12 protein-coding genes are annotated in these 16870 nt (G+C 67.2%); 9 read left to right on the top strand and 3 right to left on the bottom strand.

The features are described 5' to 3' along the window. The first annotated feature begins 177 nt into the window (after positions 1-177). Complete coding sequence (gene katG, locus AB4851_RS06275) at positions 178-2361, top strand: catalase/peroxidase HPI (protein WP_414448892.1); 2184 nt, start codon at positions 178-180, stop codon at positions 2359-2361. A gap of 122 nt (positions 2362-2483) precedes the next feature. Continuing rightward, positions 2484-3671: a GDSL-type esterase/lipase family protein gene (locus AB4851_RS06280; protein ID WP_414448893.1), complete on the top strand. Its 1188-nt coding sequence runs from the start codon at positions 2484-2486 to the stop codon at positions 3669-3671. Between the two features lie 22 nt (positions 3672-3693). On the opposite strand, the gene AB4851_RS06285 is transcribed toward AB4851_RS06280, so the two are convergent. Together AB4851_RS06285 and AB4851_RS06290 are read right to left on the bottom strand one after the other, a co-directional pair. Beyond that, a complete protein-coding gene (locus tag AB4851_RS06285; protein WP_414448894.1) occupies positions 3694-5196 on the bottom strand; it encodes a carbohydrate porin in 1503 nt (500 codons plus the stop codon). An 82-nt stretch (positions 5197-5278) separates the two neighbouring features. Further along, a complete protein-coding gene (locus tag AB4851_RS06290; protein ID WP_414448895.1) occupies positions 5279-5482 on the bottom strand; it encodes a hypothetical protein in 204 nt (67 codons plus the stop codon). Between the two features lie 545 nt (positions 5483-6027). Between AB4851_RS06290 and AB4851_RS06295 the strand changes: the two genes are divergently transcribed. Together AB4851_RS06295 and AB4851_RS06300 are read left to right on the top strand one after the other, a co-directional pair. Next, positions 6028-6402, top strand: coding sequence for a hypothetical protein (locus AB4851_RS06295; RefSeq protein WP_414449144.1), 375 nt, complete (start codon positions 6028-6030; stop codon positions 6400-6402). Positions 6403-6823: 421 nt separating this feature from the next. Beyond that, a complete protein-coding gene (locus tag AB4851_RS06300; RefSeq protein WP_414448896.1) occupies positions 6824-7582 on the top strand; it encodes a toll/interleukin-1 receptor domain-containing protein in 759 nt (252 codons plus the stop codon). A 184-nt stretch (positions 7583-7766) separates the two neighbouring features. Here AB4851_RS06300 and AB4851_RS06305 read toward each other — a convergent pair whose 3' ends face one another. Then, positions 7767-8096 carry a hypothetical protein gene (locus tag AB4851_RS06305; protein ID WP_414448897.1) on the bottom strand — a complete coding sequence of 110 codons (330 nt, stop codon included), beginning with the start codon at positions 8094-8096 and terminating at the stop codon, positions 7767-7769. Positions 8097-8590: 494 nt separating this feature from the next. Between AB4851_RS06305 and AB4851_RS06310 the strand changes: the two genes are divergently transcribed. The 5 genes from AB4851_RS06310 (at position 8591) to AB4851_RS06330 (ending at position 16823) form a co-directional block, all read left to right on the top strand. After that, the gene (locus tag AB4851_RS06310) at positions 8591-9817 is read left to right on the top strand and encodes an MFS transporter (protein ID WP_414448898.1); all 1227 of its coding nucleotides are present in this window, start codon (positions 8591-8593) and stop codon (positions 9815-9817) included. Positions 9818-10244: 427 nt separating this feature from the next. Further along, the gene (locus tag AB4851_RS06315; protein WP_414448899.1) at positions 10245-13913 is read left to right on the top strand and encodes a hydantoinase B/oxoprolinase family protein; all 3669 of its coding nucleotides are present in this window, start codon (positions 10245-10247) and stop codon (positions 13911-13913) included. A gap of 116 nt (positions 13914-14029) precedes the next feature. Further along, on the top strand, positions 14030-14773 hold the full coding sequence (locus AB4851_RS06320; protein ID WP_414448900.1) for a DUF969 domain-containing protein: 744 nt from the start codon (positions 14030-14032) through the stop codon (positions 14771-14773). Next, the gene (locus AB4851_RS06325) at positions 14770-15720 is read left to right on the top strand and encodes a DUF979 domain-containing protein (protein ID WP_414440378.1); all 951 of its coding nucleotides are present in this window, start codon (positions 14770-14772) and stop codon (positions 15718-15720) included. Before AB4851_RS06320 ends, AB4851_RS06325 begins: the two co-directional genes overlap by 4 nt. 170 nt (positions 15721-15890) lie before the next feature. Further along, a complete protein-coding gene (locus AB4851_RS06330; protein ID WP_414448901.1) occupies positions 15891-16823 on the top strand; it encodes a LysR family transcriptional regulator in 933 nt (310 codons plus the stop codon). The last annotated feature ends 47 nt before the right edge of the window (positions 16824-16870 follow it).

Genomic DNA, 16870 nt, shown 5'->3' on the forward strand with positions numbered 1-16870 from the left:
CGCGTCACACAATGCATCGCAAATCGGCGGCCGTTAGTTTTTTCGATGCGCCGCGATCAAATAATCCAATTTCCGCTCGCGAAACCGAGCCGTTAGTATTCACAGACCCTAAGCAGTACCCGGTTCCTCTTTCCCCACGAGCCGGGTCGACGAGCGTTCCGATCAAGGAGAATACACATGTCGAATGAGTCGAAGTGCCCGTTCAATCACACGGCCGGCGGTGGTACCACGAACCGCGACTGGTGGCCGAACCAGTTGAGCCTGAAGATCCTCCATCAGCACTCGAACCTGTCCGATCCGATGGACGACGGCTTCGACTACACCGAAGCGTTCAACAGCCTCGACCTGAACGCAGTCAAGCAGGACCTGCGCGCGCTGATGACCGTGTCGCAACCGTGGTGGCCCGCCGACTTCGGCCACTACGGCCCGTTCTTCATCCGCATGGCCTGGCACAGCGCCGGCACCTACCGCACGGCCGACGGCCGTGGCGGCGCGGGTGGCGGCCAACAGCGTTTCGCACCGCTGAACAGCTGGCCCGATAACGTCAGCCTCGACAAGGCTCGCCGGCTGATCTGGCCGGTCAAGCAAAAGTACGGCCGCAAGATTTCGTGGGCCGACCTGATCGTCCTGACCGGCAACGTCGCACTCGAATCGATGGGCTTCAAGACGTTTGGTTTCGCCGGCGGCCGTGCCGATACGTGGGAACCGGACGAGGATGTTTACTGGGGCATGGAAACCACCTGGCTCGGCGACAAGCGCTACACCGGCGACCGCAACCTCGAAAACCCGCTGGCCGCCGTGCAGATGGGCCTGATCTACGTGAACCCGGAAGGCCCGAACGGCAACCCCGATCCGCTGGCCTCCGCGCGCGACATCCGCGACACGTTTGCCCGCATGGCGATGAACGACGAGGAAACCGTCGCGCTGATCGCAGGCGGCCACACGTTCGGCAAGACGCACGGCGCGGGCGATGCCTCGCACGTCGGCGTGGAGCCGGAAGCGGCCCCGCTCGAACAGATGGGCCTCGGCTGGAAGAGCTCGTTCGGTTCGGGCTCGGGCGCCGATGCGATCTCCAGCGGCCTCGAAGTGATCTGGACGTCGACGCCGACCAAGTGGAGCAACAACTTCTTCTGGAACCTGTTCGGCTACGAATGGGAACTGACCAAGAGCCCGGCCGGCGCGCATCAATGGCAGCCGAAGGGCGGGATGGGCGCGAACAGCGTGCCGGACCCGTTCGACAAGGAAAAGCGCCGCGCGCCGGCCATGCTGACCTCGGACATCGCGCTGCGCGCCGATCCGGCCTACGAGAAAATCTCGCGCCGCTTCTACGAGAACCCGGATCAGTTCGCCGACGCGTTCGCCCGCGCCTGGTACAAGCTGACCCACCGCGACATGGGCCCGCGCGCCCGCTACCTCGGGCCGGAAGTGCCGAGCGAGGAGCTGCTGTGGCAAGACCCGATTCCGGCTGTCGAGCATGCACTGGTCGACGAGCAGGACGTGAGTGCGCTGAAGGCGAAGGTGCTGGCCTCGGGCCTGTCGGTGTCGGAGTTGGTATCGGCGGCATGGGCCTCGGCCTCGACGTTCCGCGGCTCCGACAAGCGCGGCGGCGCCAACGGCGCACGCGTTCGCCTGGCACCGCAGAAGGATTGGGACGTCAACCAGCCGGCGCAACTCGCCAAGGTGCTCGACGTGCTGACCAAGATCCAGGGCGATTTCAACGCCTCGGCGGCGGACGGCAAGCAGGTGTCGCTGGCCGATCTGATCGTGATCGCCGGTAACGCGGGTGTCGAGCAGGCCGCCACCACGGCCGGCTTCAAGATCACGGTGCCGTTCATCGCCGGTCGCGGCGACGCGAGCGCCGAGCAGACCGACGTCGAATCGTTCGACGTGCTGGAGCCGATCGCCGATGGCTTCCGCAACTACGAGAAGGCCAAGTACACGGTGCCGGCCGAGAAGCTGCTGGTCGACAAGGCGCAGTTGCTGACGCTGACGGCGCCGGAAATGACGGTGCTGGTGGGCGGCCTGCGCGTGCTCGGCACCAACGTGGGCGACTCGAAGCACGGTGTGTTCACCAACCGTCCGGAAGCGCTGACCAACGACTTCTTCGTCAACCTGCTCGACATGGGCACGGAGTGGAAGCCCACCTCGGACGCGAACGACACGTACGAAGGCCGCGACCGCGCATCGGGCGAAGTGAAGTGGACGGCCACCCGCGTCGATCTGGTGTTCGGTTCGCATGCGCAACTGCGTGCGCTGTCGGAGGTGTATGGCAGCGAGGATTCGCAGCAGAAGTTCGTGCGTGACTTCGTGGCCGCGTGGACCAAGGTGATGAACGCCGACCGCTACGACGTCAAGAACTAAGCGCCTGCCGGCGTATCATGTGCCGGGCCAAGAACAGGCCCGCACCGCAAGACAAGACGGCCGATCCTCGCGATCGGCCGTTTTCTTTTGGCGGCGTCCGGCCGCATTCCGAGACCGACACCATGACGCAACCCCGCCACCTGGCGATCGCCACGCCGATCGACGACGCGCTCGTGCACGGCGCGAGCGAACTTGAAATCACGCCGCGCGGCGTGCGCATGCATCGCCTGCCTGCCCGCGCGCGCACGCAGAACATCGATCCGCAATTCGCGATGGTCGAGGCGCAGCCCTCGGGCGTGCGTCTCGCATTCCGTACGCAGGCCACCGCGCTCGAACTCGACGTGTTGCCGACGCGCTACCGCTATGCCGGCGCGCCCGCGCGGCCGCCCGGCGTGTTCGACCTGATGGTGGATGGGCAACGCGTGGCGCAGGCCAGCGCCGACGGCGGCGATGCCGTGACGATCTCGCTCGGCACCGGCGTCGTGACACACGAAACGGGCACGCCGGCCACGCTGCGCTTCGACGGCTTGGCTGCCGCCGACAAGCGCGTGGAGATCTGGCTGCCGCATAACGAAACGGTGCTGCTGGCCGCGCTGCGCAGCGATGCGCCGCTCGTGCCGCTCGATGCGGCCGAGCTGGCCGGGCAGCGCATCTGGCTGCATCACGGCAGCTCGATCAGCCAGGGCTCGAACGCGGCCAGCCCCACCGGCATCTGGCCCGCGCTGGCGGCAGCGGCGGGCGGCGTGGCATTGCGCAACCTGGGTTTCGGCGGCAGCGCGCTGCTCGATCCGTTCGTGGCACGCGCGATGCGCGACATGCGCGCGGACCTGATCAGCGTGAAGCTCGGCATCAACCTCGTGAACGCGGACCTGATGCGGCTGCGTGCGTTCGGTCCGGCGGTGCACGGCTTTCTCGACACGATCCGCGACGGCCATCCCGACACGCCGCTGCTCGTGATCTCGCCGATCCATTGCGCGATTCACGAGGAAACGCCCGGCCCCGGCGCGTTCGATACCGAGGCGCTCGCGCAGGGCAAGGTGGCGTTCCGCGCGACCGGCGACCCGGCCGAGCGCGCGGCCGGCAAGCTGACGTTGAGCGTGGTGCGCCGTGAATTGCAGCGCATCGTGGCGCAGCGCGCGGCGGACGATCCGCATCTGCATTACCTCGACGGCCTCGCGCTGTACGGCGCGGCCGACGAGGCGGAACTGCCGTTGCCGGATCGGCTGCATCCCGACGGCGCGGCGCATCGCCGGATCGCCGAGCGTTTCGCGGCGCGGGCGTTCGCGGTGGGCGGGGCGTTCGGCGCTTGAGGCCGCTCGCCGCACTGCCGCTTCAGAACATCACGACGGTGCGCAGGCCGGCCACCACTTCGTTGCGGATCGCGCGCACCGCGCCGTCCGATTGCACGGCGTAGCCGCCGCTCGGCCGCATGATGTATTGCAGATCGCCTTGCAGCGTCCACCACGGCGCGACCTGATACAGATAGGTCGCCTCGATCACCGTCTCGTGAATGCGCGTCGCGCCGCCGATGCCGTAGGCCGCGCCCGCTGCGGCGTCCACGTTCAGCATCGCGTTCGTATAGCCCACGGCGAGCCCGGCCGTGTCGTTGTCGCGGCCCGCGAACGGCGCCTTCAGCGTGACGCCCGCCTGCGCGGACACGCTCACCGAATTGCGATCGCCGGGCGCGCCCATCACGCGCGCGAACACGCCGAGCGAGCGCGCCGCGTAGCTCGATGAGCGCCACACCATCTGATCGCCGATCGCGTAGGCGCCGTAGGTGCCGCGATGCGTCTGCGCGATGCCGTTCGAGGCGGGCGAGGTCAGCGGCACGCCGTTGCTGTCGTCGCGCAGATCGTTGAAATGCCCCGACACGTACCAGAGGCCGAGCCGGTAGAGGCCGGGCAGGCCCACGTGTTTCGCGGCATCGGCATCGCCGGCGGCTGCGTCGCTCGGCTTGTTGACGGCGTATTGCAGTTCGCCGATCCACAACGCGCCGTCGTGCAGGTTGAAGCGCGTGCCGTGCGGGTTGGTTTGTTGCGCGTCGTCCTGCGGGTTGCCGCCCGGGTAGCCGTCGAACACGCCGGCCAGCACCGTTAGCGCGGGCGTGGCCTGCACCTTGAGCCGTGCGCCGAGCGCCGACAGCGGGTAGGCGGGGCCGCCGCCCGGCATGTCGACCGACGGCAGCACCGGCCAGCCGAACGTCGAATTGGCGAAGCTGCTGGCGTACTGGCTGACCATGAATTCCTGATCGAGACTTTGCTGGCCGACGCGAAGGTCCACCGCGCCGCCCGCCAGTTGCTGGCCGTACCACAGCTCCCACAGCCGCGTGCCCGGGCGTGCCTCGACGCCGCTGATCGCCTGTTGCGCGGCGAGCGAGCGGGTCGTCAGGTTGGTGCCGTGAATCTGCAGCGCGCTGACGTTGAACGTGCCGCCCGCGAGGCCGAACAGCTTGCTGGTATCCACGCTGACTGCCGCTTGCGTCACGCCATCGTAGGCGCCGAGGCGGCGCGTGCCGCCCGACAGGTTGCCGAAGTATTCGCTGGTTTCCTGCAATGTCAGCGTCACGCCGTGCTGATCGAGCGCGGGGCGCAGGCCGCCGAGGTTGCCGAACAACGTGGCGCGTTGCCAGAGGCCGGTGGCGGCCGAGGCGTCGTCGGCGGCGGTGGCCGGCGGCGTGGCCGCTTCCTGCGCCTGGGCCGTGGCGGCGAGCGTGGCGGCGGTGGCGAACGCCGAGGCCAGCGCCGCGCGGCGGGCGAGCCGGCGGAGCGGGGCGGGGGCCGCGTGGCTGGCGCAAGGCTGGCGGGCGGCGAGAAGGGAGCGGGCGAGTGTCTTCATCGGATTTTCTTGTGGGGGTATTGTCGTCGACGAGGCGATCGCGCGTCGCATGGGCGAGGCCCTTGCGCGCGCGTCGCCGGGCTCAGATGCGGATGGGCGCCGCGATCTGGCCGGGCTGATCCGTCTGTTGTGGATCGTGGGCCGGTTCCGGTCGTGCATCGATGCCGGGATCGATGGGGCCTGCGGCATACGCATGCGGATGCGTGGGCGGCAGCAGGCCGGCCAGCGCATCGTCGCGCAGGCTAAAGTAGGAATGCGAAACAAACATGAATTTTTGCACGTACATCGCGATCTCCGCTGGGGCGGGTCCGGACACGGGTGTCCATTGCCGGTGCGAACGATTCGCATCGGACATCGAGGTAGGCAGGCGGTCTTGATCGTGGCCCGAGCGGTGCGGGACCGGGCCGGAAGATGCGCGCTGCGCCGTTGGTACGGGCAGCGGCGACAGGGAACTGTGGCTGCTAGCGCGTACGGGTCAGGGGGTCGCCGGGCAAGGCCGGCGAGCAACTGTCGCTACTAGACATGGATTCCATGATTCTGAGTGGTCAGGATGATTCGGTTCGAGACAGGGCGGATTCTATGCCGTGCCCGTTGGGCGATGCAACAAGAAATTGTGCCGTTTCGTCATGGCTGTGGATGGCTTGCGACGGGCTTTCGCGAGCCGCGCGGGGGCGATGCGTCGGCGCGATCCGGTGTACGCTCGCCGGGCGTTTGCACGGGCCGGGCATTCCGCGCGGCCCGTTTCCAACCGGGAGCGAAAACATGCCTGTGATCTGTGGATTTCGTAGCTGTGTGCGCTGGGTTGCCGTGGTGGCTGCTGTGACGGCTTCGATGGCCGTGCCGTTGGCCGCGCAGGCTCAGCCTTCGGGTGCGCCGCCGGCGGGTAATGCCGTGGCGACGCCCGATAACGCTGTGCTGCTGACGGTGTTTCTCAAGCACGATCAATCGCGTCCGCTGCGCGAGCTTAATGCGCAACTGGATAAGCAAGGCTTCTACAAGGCGTTTCCGCCGCCCGGTGTCGAAGTGGTGAGCTGGACGGTGACGATGGGGATCGGGCAGGTGATCGTGCTGAGGCTGCCGGCGTCGCGGGTAAGGGAGGTGAATCGGGTGCTTGAGGATACGGCCTGGGGGGCGTATCGCACGGAGTTTTATCCGACCTATGACTACAAGGCGATCGGGTTGGCGGAGCATGCGCGGGCGCAGTAGGGGGCGGGGCGTCTCCGGTCCGATCGTGGGCGCGGGGAATTAGCGATTTGCGGGTAGCCGCGCCAAGGGCGGTGGAGTGGGGACACGCCGCCCATGACTGGCAGGCGGCTATGAATCAGTTCGCTATCCTCTACGAAGAACATTTTGCTCGGCTATCTGTGTGATGTTCAACTCGCTTCGAACACGGAATTTCTGACACTCCTCTACGGGGGCCAAAGTCGTGGCGTTTTGTTGCACGTGATTGGCTGTAGGCGACCCGTTGCGTACGATTAACATACAGTCACTGCAGCGAAAGGTAATGAGTCAACGACGCACTTGATCCGCAGGTTATGCAGTCGTCGGCGAGTCTGGCTAGATGCTCTGGAGCACAGCCTCTGATGTGGCGCTGATCTAAATTCCCTACAACAATTGGAGTGAGAATTTGACCACCAACAAGATACCGAAAGCATTTCTTTCCTATTCGCACGATTCACTGGACCATAAAAAATGGGTCCTTGACCTCGCAACCCGGCTTCGTAGTAACGGCGTGGAGTCGATCATTGACCAATGGTCGCTGGGACCGGGGGATGATTTACCCCATTTCATGGAGCGAAACCTCGCTATCGCTGACCGCGTACTCATGATCTGCACCGAAAACTACGTCCAAAAAGCTAACACTGGCGCTGGCGGTGTTGGTTACGAAAAGATGATCGTCACTGCTGATCTTCTCAGGAGCATTGACTCGAACAAGATCATCCCGCTGATCCGGCAATCGGGCACTCACGCTGTGCCAACCTTTCTACAATCGAAGTTGTACTTGGATTTCTCACGTCAGGATCAGATGGAACTCGCTTTCGATGATCTGGTGCGCGCCATTCATGGCGCTCCGCTATATGTGGCGCCACCTGTATCTAACAATCCTTTCGTGCCAGTGGCCGACACTCCTGCCGAGAAGATCGGTGACGGTGTCTTAGAAGTGATGAAAATAATCGTGGCCTTGTTTGAGTCAGATTCATCTAGCCTCATTTCCTATGATTCCATCGTCAGGCAAGCGCCAATGTCGCGGATCATGTTGGATATCTATATCAGCGAGGCAATGGATCAAGGGCTTATTGTTTGGTCCAGCTCGAGTCAACAATACCTTAAGCTTGAAAATAAGGGCAAGCACTACGCCATCCAGCATAAGTTGATCCGGCATTGAGAGCCTAGTCGTTTCACCAAAAGTCTGCTCTTCGCCGAACACGGTCGGTCGCCGTTCTGCAACGCTCGAAAGTCGCAGATCGACCCACAACGGTCGTGCGTCTTTCTGGACAGCGGTCGTTCACTCAAGCAATTGACACCGCCTGACCACGCGAAGCCGCGCCACTACAGATCAGACGGGTAGCTTACTCATAGATCTTGCCTGCCATCAAAATGTCAGCGGCGCGACGCCAAGGATTTTCCGACGGTGTGTAATATTTCAATCCGGTCGCGGACGCATTTGCCCATGCGCTCGAGGCCTCCAGGAATGCGCCGATGGAACCATTTTCCCAGCCCAGTGCGCCACTTGAATAGGATGATGACTGAATGGTCGCTTCGATCTCTGCTTCAGTGAACCAGTCAGTCGCGAGATGCGCCAAAAATTCCACGAAAGAGCGCTCATCGGAAACTTGCTCTAGCGCGTCTCTTAGCTTCGTCGCCATCTCGGTTTTCAACTTATTTTGTTTGTGTTCCATGCCGCGCCTTTTCTCGACACTTTGAGCAGCGATTGTCGCTGATCCGGAGCATAACGTCGAACGTCTCAAAATGGCCGAAAGCCGTCGCCGGAACCGTTTACCAAGTCGCTTAATTCGACACGGTCGAATGTTGGAAAAGCATGGCGCCGGCCGCATCGGCTACGCGAACACGCGACCTACAGCCATGAGCCGATGCCCCATTCATCGCCCCCATCGATCGCCCGATCGATAAAAAGCATTTTTTTCCAGCCCCCGACGCTGGCACAGTAAAGCCTGCGAGCTTGCCCGTGCCGGCACCGCACCACGGAGGTGCGAGCCACGCGCCGCCTGACACGCGAACTCAACGACGCTCGTGTAGAGTGCCGTCCTCGCGCATGACATCCCGCATGTTTTTTGCATGTCACAAACCGATCGCCATCACTCCGATAAAGCGATCGCTCGAACCGGCCGCCGTCGCGCGCGCCCGTTGTCAACCACACTGGATTGGAATTCACATGTCTGTCAGTTCGGACGTCGCGGAAGACGTCATTCCCGTATCGGTCGAGCTATCCGCCGCGCAAACGCGCCGCGCGCTGTTCGCGCTCGGCGTGGGCGGCTTCGGCATCGGTACCGGCGAGTTCGTGATCATGGGCCTGCTGCCGAACGCGGCGCAGGACCTCGGCATCTCGATCCCGACCGCCGGCCACCTGATCAGCATCTACGCGCTCGGCGTGGTGATCGGCGCGCCGGTGTTCGCCGTGCTCGGCGCGAAGTGGCCGCGCCGCGCGCTGCTGATCGCGCTGATGCTGTTCTTCACGCTCGGCAACCTGGCCAGCGCGATCGTGCCGGGCTTCGCGGGCGTGGCCGTGGCGCGACTGATCAGCGGCCTGCCGCACGGCACCTATTTCGGCGTGGCGGCGCTGGTGGCGGCCAGCCTGGTGCCGCGCGAGAAGCGCGCGCAGGCGGTGGCGAACGTGTTCCTCGGCCTGACGCTGGCCACGCTGTTCGGCGTGCCGCTGGTGGCCGCGATCGGCGAATGGCTCGGCTGGCGCGCGGCGTTCGCGGTGGTCGGCGTGATCAACGCGCTGACCGTGGTGCTGATCCGCCTGTGGGTGCCGCACCTGCCCGGCGATCCGAAGGCCAACCCGCTGCGCGAACTCGGCGCGCTGCGCCGCAAGCAGGTGCTGTTGACGCTGGCGACGGGCGCGATCGGCTTCGGCGGGCTGTTCTCGGTGTTCAGCTACGTGAAGCCGACCATGACGGAACTCGCGCATATGTCCGCGGCGGCGATTCCCGTGGTGCTCGCGCTGTTCGGCATCGGCTGCGTGGCCGGCAACCTGCTCGGCGCGCGTTTCGCCGATCGCGGGCTGGACCGCACCGCGCGCTACGTGCTGATCTGGACGGCGGTGGTCACGGTCGCGTTCAGCTTTACCGCGCACTACGCGGTGGCCGGTTCGATCAACGTGCTGCTGGTGGGCACGGTGATGGCGCTCGGCGCGATCCTGCAAACGCGCCTGATGGACGTGGCCGGCGACGCGCAGACGCTCGCCGCCGCGCTCAATCACTCGGCGTTCAACATCGCGAACGCGCTCGGCGCGTGGCTCGGCGGCGTGGCGATCGAGGCCGGCATGGGCTGGTCGTCCACCGGCTGGGTGGGCGGCCTGCTGGCGATCGCCGGCTTGCTGGTGCATCACTGGGCGGTGGTCGACCTGCGCAAGCGTCCGCACGCGGCGAGCGCCTGAGCGTTCGCGCGTCCTGCGCGGCGCGCCCGACCCGCCCGTCGGCTGCCCGGCCCCCGGCCCCCGGCCCCCGGCCCCCGGCCCCCGGCCCCCGGCCCCCGGCCCCCGGCCCCCGGCCCCCGGCCCCCGGCCCCCGGCCCCCGGCCCCCGGCCCCCGGCCCCCGGCCCCCGGCCCCCGGCCCAGATCTGGTCGGACCGGTCTGCACGCGGCCCGATCCGGGCACCTTCGCCCCCTCCACTTTCCCCCGAAAGCCCCGCCAGCCGGGGCTTTCTCGCATCCGCCCGCCGAATAGCATTTCGTTATGCGGCGGATTTATTTTTCTTCATCGACGCCTTCCGGGCCCGCCCCGACAATCCGCCCATCACAACACGGTTTGGTCCGCGCCCCGGCATTACGGCACGGCGGCCGGCAAGCCCCGGAGATGACGGCATGAATGTCACGCAGCAAGACGCACAGTTTCCTCAATCGCACGACCCGGCCGACGACGGCCTTTGGCAGTTCTGGGTCGATCGCGGGGGTACGTTCACCGATATCGTCGCGCGCCGCCCGGACGGGCGCCTCGTCACCCACAAGCTGCTGTCGGAGAACCCCGAGCGCTACCGCGACGCGGTGGTGCAGGGCATCCGCGACCTGATCGGCGTGGACGCACCCGCGCCGCTGCCGCAGGAGCGCATCGAAGTCATCAAGATGGGCACCACGGTCGCCACCAACGCGCTGCTTGAACGCAAGGGCGCCCGCACGCTGCTGGCCATCACGCGCGGCTTCGCCGACCAGTTGCGGATCGGCTATCAGGAGCGCCCGGACATCTTCGCGCGCCACATCGAACTGCCCGCGCAGATGTACGAGCGCGTGGTGGAGATCGACGAACGCGTCGATGCGCAAGGCGAAGTGCTGCGCGGCCTCGACGAGGCCTCGGCCCGCCGTGCATTGGCCGAGGCTCGAGAGGCCGGCATCGAATCGATCGCGATCGTGCTGATGCACGGCTACCGCTTCCCGGCGCACGAGCTGCGCGTGGCCGAGCTGGCGCGCGAATGCGGCTTCCGGCAGGTGTCCGTGAGCCATCAGGTCAGCCCGCTGATGAAGCTGGTCGGCCGCGGCGACACCACCGTGGTGGACGCCTACCTCTCGCCGGTGCTGCGCGATTACGTGAGCCGCGTCACGGAGCACACCGGCGCGGTGCGGCTGATGTTCATGCAATCGAGCGGCGGGCTGGTGGACGCGGGCCGCTTCCAGGGCAAGGACGCGATCCTGTCCGGCCCGGCCGGCGGCATCGTCGGCGCGGTGCGCACCAGCGAGGAAGCCGGCGAGCGTCGCGTGATCGGCTTCGACATGGGCGGCACGTCCACCGACGTCGCGCACTACGACGGCGCCTACGAACGCGTGTTCGAAACGCAGGTGGCCGGCGTGCGCGTGCGCGCGCCGATGATGGACATCCACACCGTGGCGGCCGGCGGCGGCTCGATCTGCAGCTTCGAGAACGGCCGCTTCAAGGTCGGCCCCGAATCGGCCGGTGCGTATCCCGGCCCGGCCAGCTACCGCAACGGCGGCCCGCTGACCGTGACCGACTGCAACGTGATGCTCGGCCGCGTGCAGCCCGATCACTTCCCGCACGTGTTCGGCTCGAACGGCGACCTGCCGCTCGACGTCGCCGTGGTGCGCACGAAGTTCGCCGAACTGGCCGCCCAGGTGGCGCGCGACACCGGCCGCGCGATGAGCGGCGAAGCGGTGGCCGAAGGCTTCCTCGCGGTCGCTGTCGACAACATGGCGCAGGCGATCAAGACGATCTCGGTGGAGCGCGGCCACGACGTCAGCGATTACGCGCTGTGCGCGTTCGGCGGCGCGGGCGGCCAGCACGCCTGTGCGGTGGCCGATGCGCTCGGCATGCGCCGCATCGTGCTGCACCCGTTCGCGGGCGTGCTGTCGGCGTACGGCATGGGCCTCGCCGACCTGCGCGTGTTGCGCGAGCGCGCCGTGGAGGCGCTGCTCGATGCGGCGGCCGTCAGTGCGCTCGACGCCTCGTTCGCCGCGCTGGAGGACGAAGCCGTGGCCGCGATCCTCGCGCAGCATGTGCCGCGCGAACGCGTGGAAGCTGCACGCGCCGCGCGCCTCAAGTATCGCGATACCGATTCGACGCTCGAAGTGCCGTTCGGCGACGCCGCCGACATGGCGCTCGCGTTCGAGACGCTGCACCGCAAGCGCTTCGGCTTCGCGATGAACGACAAGCCGCTGGTGATCGAATCGGTGGTGGTGGAGGCGGTGGGCCTGACCGAGCCGCCGATGCTGCACGGCGCGGCGCCGCGCAAGGCCAACGCCGCCGCCGTCGAAGGCGCGAGCGCCGCGCTGTACGCAAACGGCCGCGCCGCCACGGTGCCGCTGCAGGCGCGCCGCGACCTCGCGGTGGGCGCGCGTCTCGACGGCCCCGCGCTGATCACCGAGGAAATCTCGACGATCGTGCTGGCCGCCGGCTGGTCCGCCACCGTGCTCGACGACGGCACGCTGCGCCTCGATCGCGACCAGGCGGCCGGCGCCGCGCACGCCATCACCACCGCGCGCCATCCGGTGCATCTGGAGATCTTCAACAACCTGTTCATGTCGATCGCGCAGCAGATGGGCGTGACGCTGGAGAAGACCTCGTACTCGGTCAACATGAAGGAGCGCCTCGATTTCTCGTGCGCGATCTTCGACCGCGACGGCGGCCTGATCGCCAACGCGCCGCATATCCCGGTGCACCTCGGCTCGATGAGCGACAGCGTGCAGAGCGTGATTCGCAAGCATGGCGAAACCATGCGGCGCGGCGACGTGTTCATGCAGAACGTGCCGTACAACGGCGGCACGCACCTGCCCGACATCACGGTGGTGATGCCGGTGTACGGCAGCGACGGCAGCGACGGCGATGGCGGCGAGCGCCTGTTCTACGTGGCGGCGCGCGGCCACCACGGCGACGTGGGCGGCATCACGCCCGGCTCGATGCCGCCGAACAGCACCACCATCGAGGAAGAAGGCGTGCTGCTCGACAACGTGCCGATCGTCGCGGCCGGCCGCTTCCTCGAAACCGACGTGCGCGCGCGCTTCGCCGAAGGCCCGTATCCGAGCCGCAACATCGACCAGAACATCGCCGACCTGACGGCCCAGGTGGCCGCCTGCGAATGCGGCGCGACCGAGCTGCTGCGCGTGGTGGGCCGGTACGGCGCGGAGGTCGTGACCGCCTACATGGGCCACGTGCAGGCCAACGCCGAGGAAGCGGTGCGCCGCGCGATCGCCACGCTGTCGGACGGCGAATTCGCCTACGAGATGGACGACGGCGCGGCGATCCGCGTGCGCGTCACGGTGGATCGCGAGCAGGGTTCGGCGCGCATCGATTTCACCGGCACCAGCGCGCAGCGCGCCAGCAATTTCAACGCGCCCGGCTCGGTGTGCAAGGCCGCCGTGCTGTACGTGTTCCGCACGCTGCTGAACGACGACATGCCGATGAACGAAGGCGTGCTGCGGCCGATCGAGATCGTGATTCCGCAGGGCTCGATGCTGAACCCGGTGTATCCGGCCGCGGTAGTGGCGGGTAACGTCGAGGTGTCCCAATCGATCACCGACGCGCTGTATGGCGCGCTCGGCGTGCTGGCCGGCTCGCAGGGCACCATGAACAACTTCACGTTCGGCGACGAGGCCCGCCAGTACTACGAAACGATCGCGGGCGGCTCGGGCGCGGGCGGCGGCCACGCCGGCACCTCGGCCGTGCAGACCCACATGACCAACTCGCGGATGACCGACCCCGAGGTGATCGAATGGCGCTTTCCGGTGATCGTCGAGCAGCACGCGATCCGCGCGGGCAGCGGCGGCGCGGGCCGGCAGGCCGGCGGCGACGGCGCGGTGCGGCGCATCCGCTTCACCCAGACGATGACCGCCAACATCCTCGCCAACCGACGCCGCGTGCCGCCGTTCGGGCTGGCGGGCGGCGCGGCGGGCAGCGTCGGGCGCAACTGGATCGAGCGCGCGGGCGGCGCGGTGGAGCACTTCGGCGCCACCCACACCACCACCGTGCAGCCGGGCGACGTGTTCGTGATCGAGACGCCGGGCGGCGGCGGTTACGGCCACGCGGAATAAGCAACAGAACAGGTGCGCGGCAGCCGCGGCTCAGGCGGCGCACGCGCACCGAGATGGCCGCTTCGCCTGCCCGCCAGGCGAAGCCCACACACCCCGTAGCACCAGGAGATCCTTCGATGCAGTCAACCGTGAATCTGTACCCGCTTGTCGGCGTCGCGCTGATCGTCGCCGGCTTCGCGTTGCGCTTCAACCCGCTGCTGATCGTGGTGGCCGCGGCCGTCGTGACCGGCCTCGCGGCGCATTTCCCGCTCGATCACGTGCTCGCCGCAATGGGCGCGGGCTTCATCAAGACCCGTGTGATCAGCCTGATCATCCTGCTGCCGCTCGCGGTGATCGGCCTGCTCGAACGGCACGGGCTGCGCGAGCGCGCGCAGATCTGGATCGGCGGGATTCGCGCCGCCACCCCGGGCCGCCTGCTGCTGGCCTATCTGCTGGTGCGCGAGCTGACCGCGGCGGTCGGCCTGACCGGCCTCGGCGGGCATCCGCAGATGGTCCGGCCGCTGGTCGCGCCGATGGCCGAAGGCGCCGCCGAGGCGCGCTTCGGCAAGCTCGGCGACGCGGTGCGCGAGCGGCTGCGCGCGTTCTCGGCGTCGGCCGACAACGTCGGGCTGTTCTTCGGCGAGGACGTGTTCGTGGCGTTCGGCGCGATCGTGCTGATGGTCACGTTCCTGAAGGAATCGGGCGTGGTGGTCGAGCCGATGCACGTTGCGGTGTACGGCATCCCGACCGCCGTGGCGGCCTTCGCCATTCACGGCTTCCGGCTCTACCGGCTCGACGGCTGGGTGGCGCGCCAGGTGGCCGCCCCGGACGGCAAGGCCGCCGCGCCGCATCTCGATCGCGCACCAGGAGAACAGGCATGATCGTTTCGCTCAACGTATTTTTCTGGCTGCTCGGCATCCTGCTGATCGTGATCGGCGGCGTGATCGTCAGCGATCGCGCGCATCCGAAGCGCTTCCTGGCCGGTGCGTTCTGGATCGTCTACGGCATCGTGTTCCTGGCCGGCGACAAGCTGCCGGCCGACGTGGTCGGCGTGCTGGTGGTGGCGATGGCGCTGGTGGCCGGCTTCGGTGGCGTGGTCGGCGGCAAGCCGAAGGTGCCGAGCGACGAAGCGCGCCGCGACAGCGCGCTGCGGCTCGGCAACCGGCTGTTCCTGCCCGCGCTGACGATCCCGCTGGTTACGGTGATCGGCACGCTGCTCGCGCCGCATCTGGTGTTTGGCGGCACGGCGCTGATCGATCCGAAGAACGCCACGCTGGCCTCGTTCGGCATCGGTTGCGTGGTGGCGTTCGCATTCGCCTGCGCGATGACGCGCGACCGGCCGCAGCAGGGCGTGCTGGAAGCGCGCCGGCTGGTGGACGTGCTGTCGTGGGCGGTGGTGCTGCCGCAGATGCTCGGCATGCTCGGCCTGGTGTTCGCCGATGCGGGCGTGGGCAAGGCCGTGGCGCATGTGACCACCGCCTACGTGAACCTCGACGTCAAGCTGGTGGCGGTGGCCGTGTACTGCATCGGCATGGCGCTGTTCACGGTGATCATGGGCAACGGCTTCGCCGCGTTCCCGGTGATGACGGGCGGCATCGGCGTGCCGGTGCTGATCGGCATGTTCCATGCGAACCCCGCGCCGCTGGCCGCGATCGGCATGTTCTCCGGCTATTGCGGCACGCTGCTCACGCCGATGGCCGCGAACTACAACATCGTGCCGGCCGCGCTGCTCGAATTGCGCGACAAGTACGGCGTGATCCGCGCCCAGGTGCCGACCGCGTTCGCGCTGCTGGCCGTCAATATCGTGCTGCTGTACGTGATGATGTAGGCGGTGTGGCGCGGTGGGAGCGCCTTCGGGCGCGAGGTAGCCGTCAAAATCATTCTGCTGTATAGCTGGTGCAGGTCCGGCGGCGCGCCCCAGCGCCGCCGGCAGGACGCGAAAGCCGGGTTGCCAGCGCAATCCGGCTTTTGCCGTCCGGAGGCGCAAGGAGGCGCGGCGTGAATCTGAAGTTCCTCGAAACGTTCATCTGGGTCGCCAAGCTGCGCAGTTTCAGCCTGGCGGCGGAAAAGCTGCATTCGACGCAGGCGGCCATTTCCAGCCGCATTTCGGTGCTGGAGCAGGAGCTGGGCGCGAAGCTGTTCAAGCGCGAGCCGAAGGGCGTGACGCTTACCCGCGAGGGCGAGCGCGTGCTGCGCCACGCCGAGCAGGTCAGCCAGTCGATGACGCAGCTCTACGAATCGCTGCAGGGCGAGAAATTCGCCTACGGCACGATCCGGATCGGCGCGATGGACAGCGCGATCCACTCGTGGTTCGTCGATTTCGTGGCCGACGTGATGGCCCATTATCCGAACCTCGACATCGAAGTGACCTCCGACACCGCGCTCAACCTGAACGAGCAGTTGCGGCGCGGCATGCTCGACATGGTGATTCAGACCGACATGCTGCGCGACGAAACGATCCGCAGCGTGGAGGTGCTCGAACTGGCGGTGGTGTGGATCGCGGCCGCCAATTCGCGCGTGAGCGGCCTGCAAGCTGACGAAACCGAAACGGCCGCGCTGCGCCGGCTCGGCAACGAGCGGCTGATCACCTACTCGCGCCATTCGCGCCCGCACCAGGACCTGCTGCGGCTGATGCAATCGTTCGGCATCGGCGAGGCGCGCGTGAGCTGCGTGAACTCGGTGGCCGCGATGATCCAGTTGACCCAGGCCGGCTTCGGCGTGGCGGCGATGCCGCCCGCGCTCGTCACGCTGCCGCTCGAAAAGGGCACGCTGCGCCAGCTCGAAGGGCTGGAGGTGCCGCCGCCGCTGCCGTTCGTGATCGCGTGGCGCACCGGCTCGGACCTGACCGAGCGGCTCGTCGAGATCGCCGTCGACACCGTGCGCGCCTACGCGGCGCGCCTCGGAGAAGGCGCGGCGCGCGTCATGGTGTAGGCGCTCGTTCGCATTCCTGTTGTTTTTCGGCGCCGCGTTCGCGGCGT

The sequence above is a fragment of the Burkholderia sp. 22PA0099 genome, from assembly GCF_047497165.1.
Classification (GTDB): Bacteria; Pseudomonadota; Gammaproteobacteria; order Burkholderiales; family Burkholderiaceae; genus Burkholderia.

What these genes read in the sequence shown, in the direction of transcription:
- katG (WP_414448892.1), top strand. Translation starts at nt 178, where the DNA reads ATGTCGAATGAGTCGAAGTGCCCGTTCAATCACACGGCCGGCGGTGGT.
- AB4851_RS06280 (WP_414448893.1), top strand. Translation starts at nt 2,484, where the DNA reads ATGACGCAACCCCGCCACCTGGCGATCGCCACGCCGATCGACGACGCG.
- AB4851_RS06285 (WP_414448894.1), bottom strand. Translation starts at nt 5,196, where the DNA reads ATGAAGACACTCGCCCGCTCCCTTCTCGCCGCCCGCCAGCCTTGCGCC.
- AB4851_RS06290 (WP_414448895.1), bottom strand. Translation starts at nt 5,482, where the DNA reads ATGTACGTGCAAAAATTCATGTTTGTTTCGCATTCCTACTTTAGCCTG.
- AB4851_RS06295 (WP_414449144.1), top strand. Translation starts at nt 6,028, where the DNA reads ATGGCCGTGCCGTTGGCCGCGCAGGCTCAGCCTTCGGGTGCGCCGCCG.
- AB4851_RS06305 (WP_414448897.1), bottom strand. Translation starts at nt 8,096, where the DNA reads ATGGAACACAAACAAAATAAGTTGAAAACCGAGATGGCGACGAAGCTA.
- AB4851_RS06310 (WP_414448898.1), top strand. Translation starts at nt 8,591, where the DNA reads ATGTCTGTCAGTTCGGACGTCGCGGAAGACGTCATTCCCGTATCGGTC.
- AB4851_RS06315 (WP_414448899.1), top strand. Translation starts at nt 10,245, where the DNA reads ATGAATGTCACGCAGCAAGACGCACAGTTTCCTCAATCGCACGACCCG.
- AB4851_RS06320 (WP_414448900.1), top strand. Translation starts at nt 14,030, where the DNA reads ATGCAGTCAACCGTGAATCTGTACCCGCTTGTCGGCGTCGCGCTGATC.
- AB4851_RS06325 (WP_414440378.1), top strand. Translation starts at nt 14,770, where the DNA reads ATGATCGTTTCGCTCAACGTATTTTTCTGGCTGCTCGGCATCCTGCTG.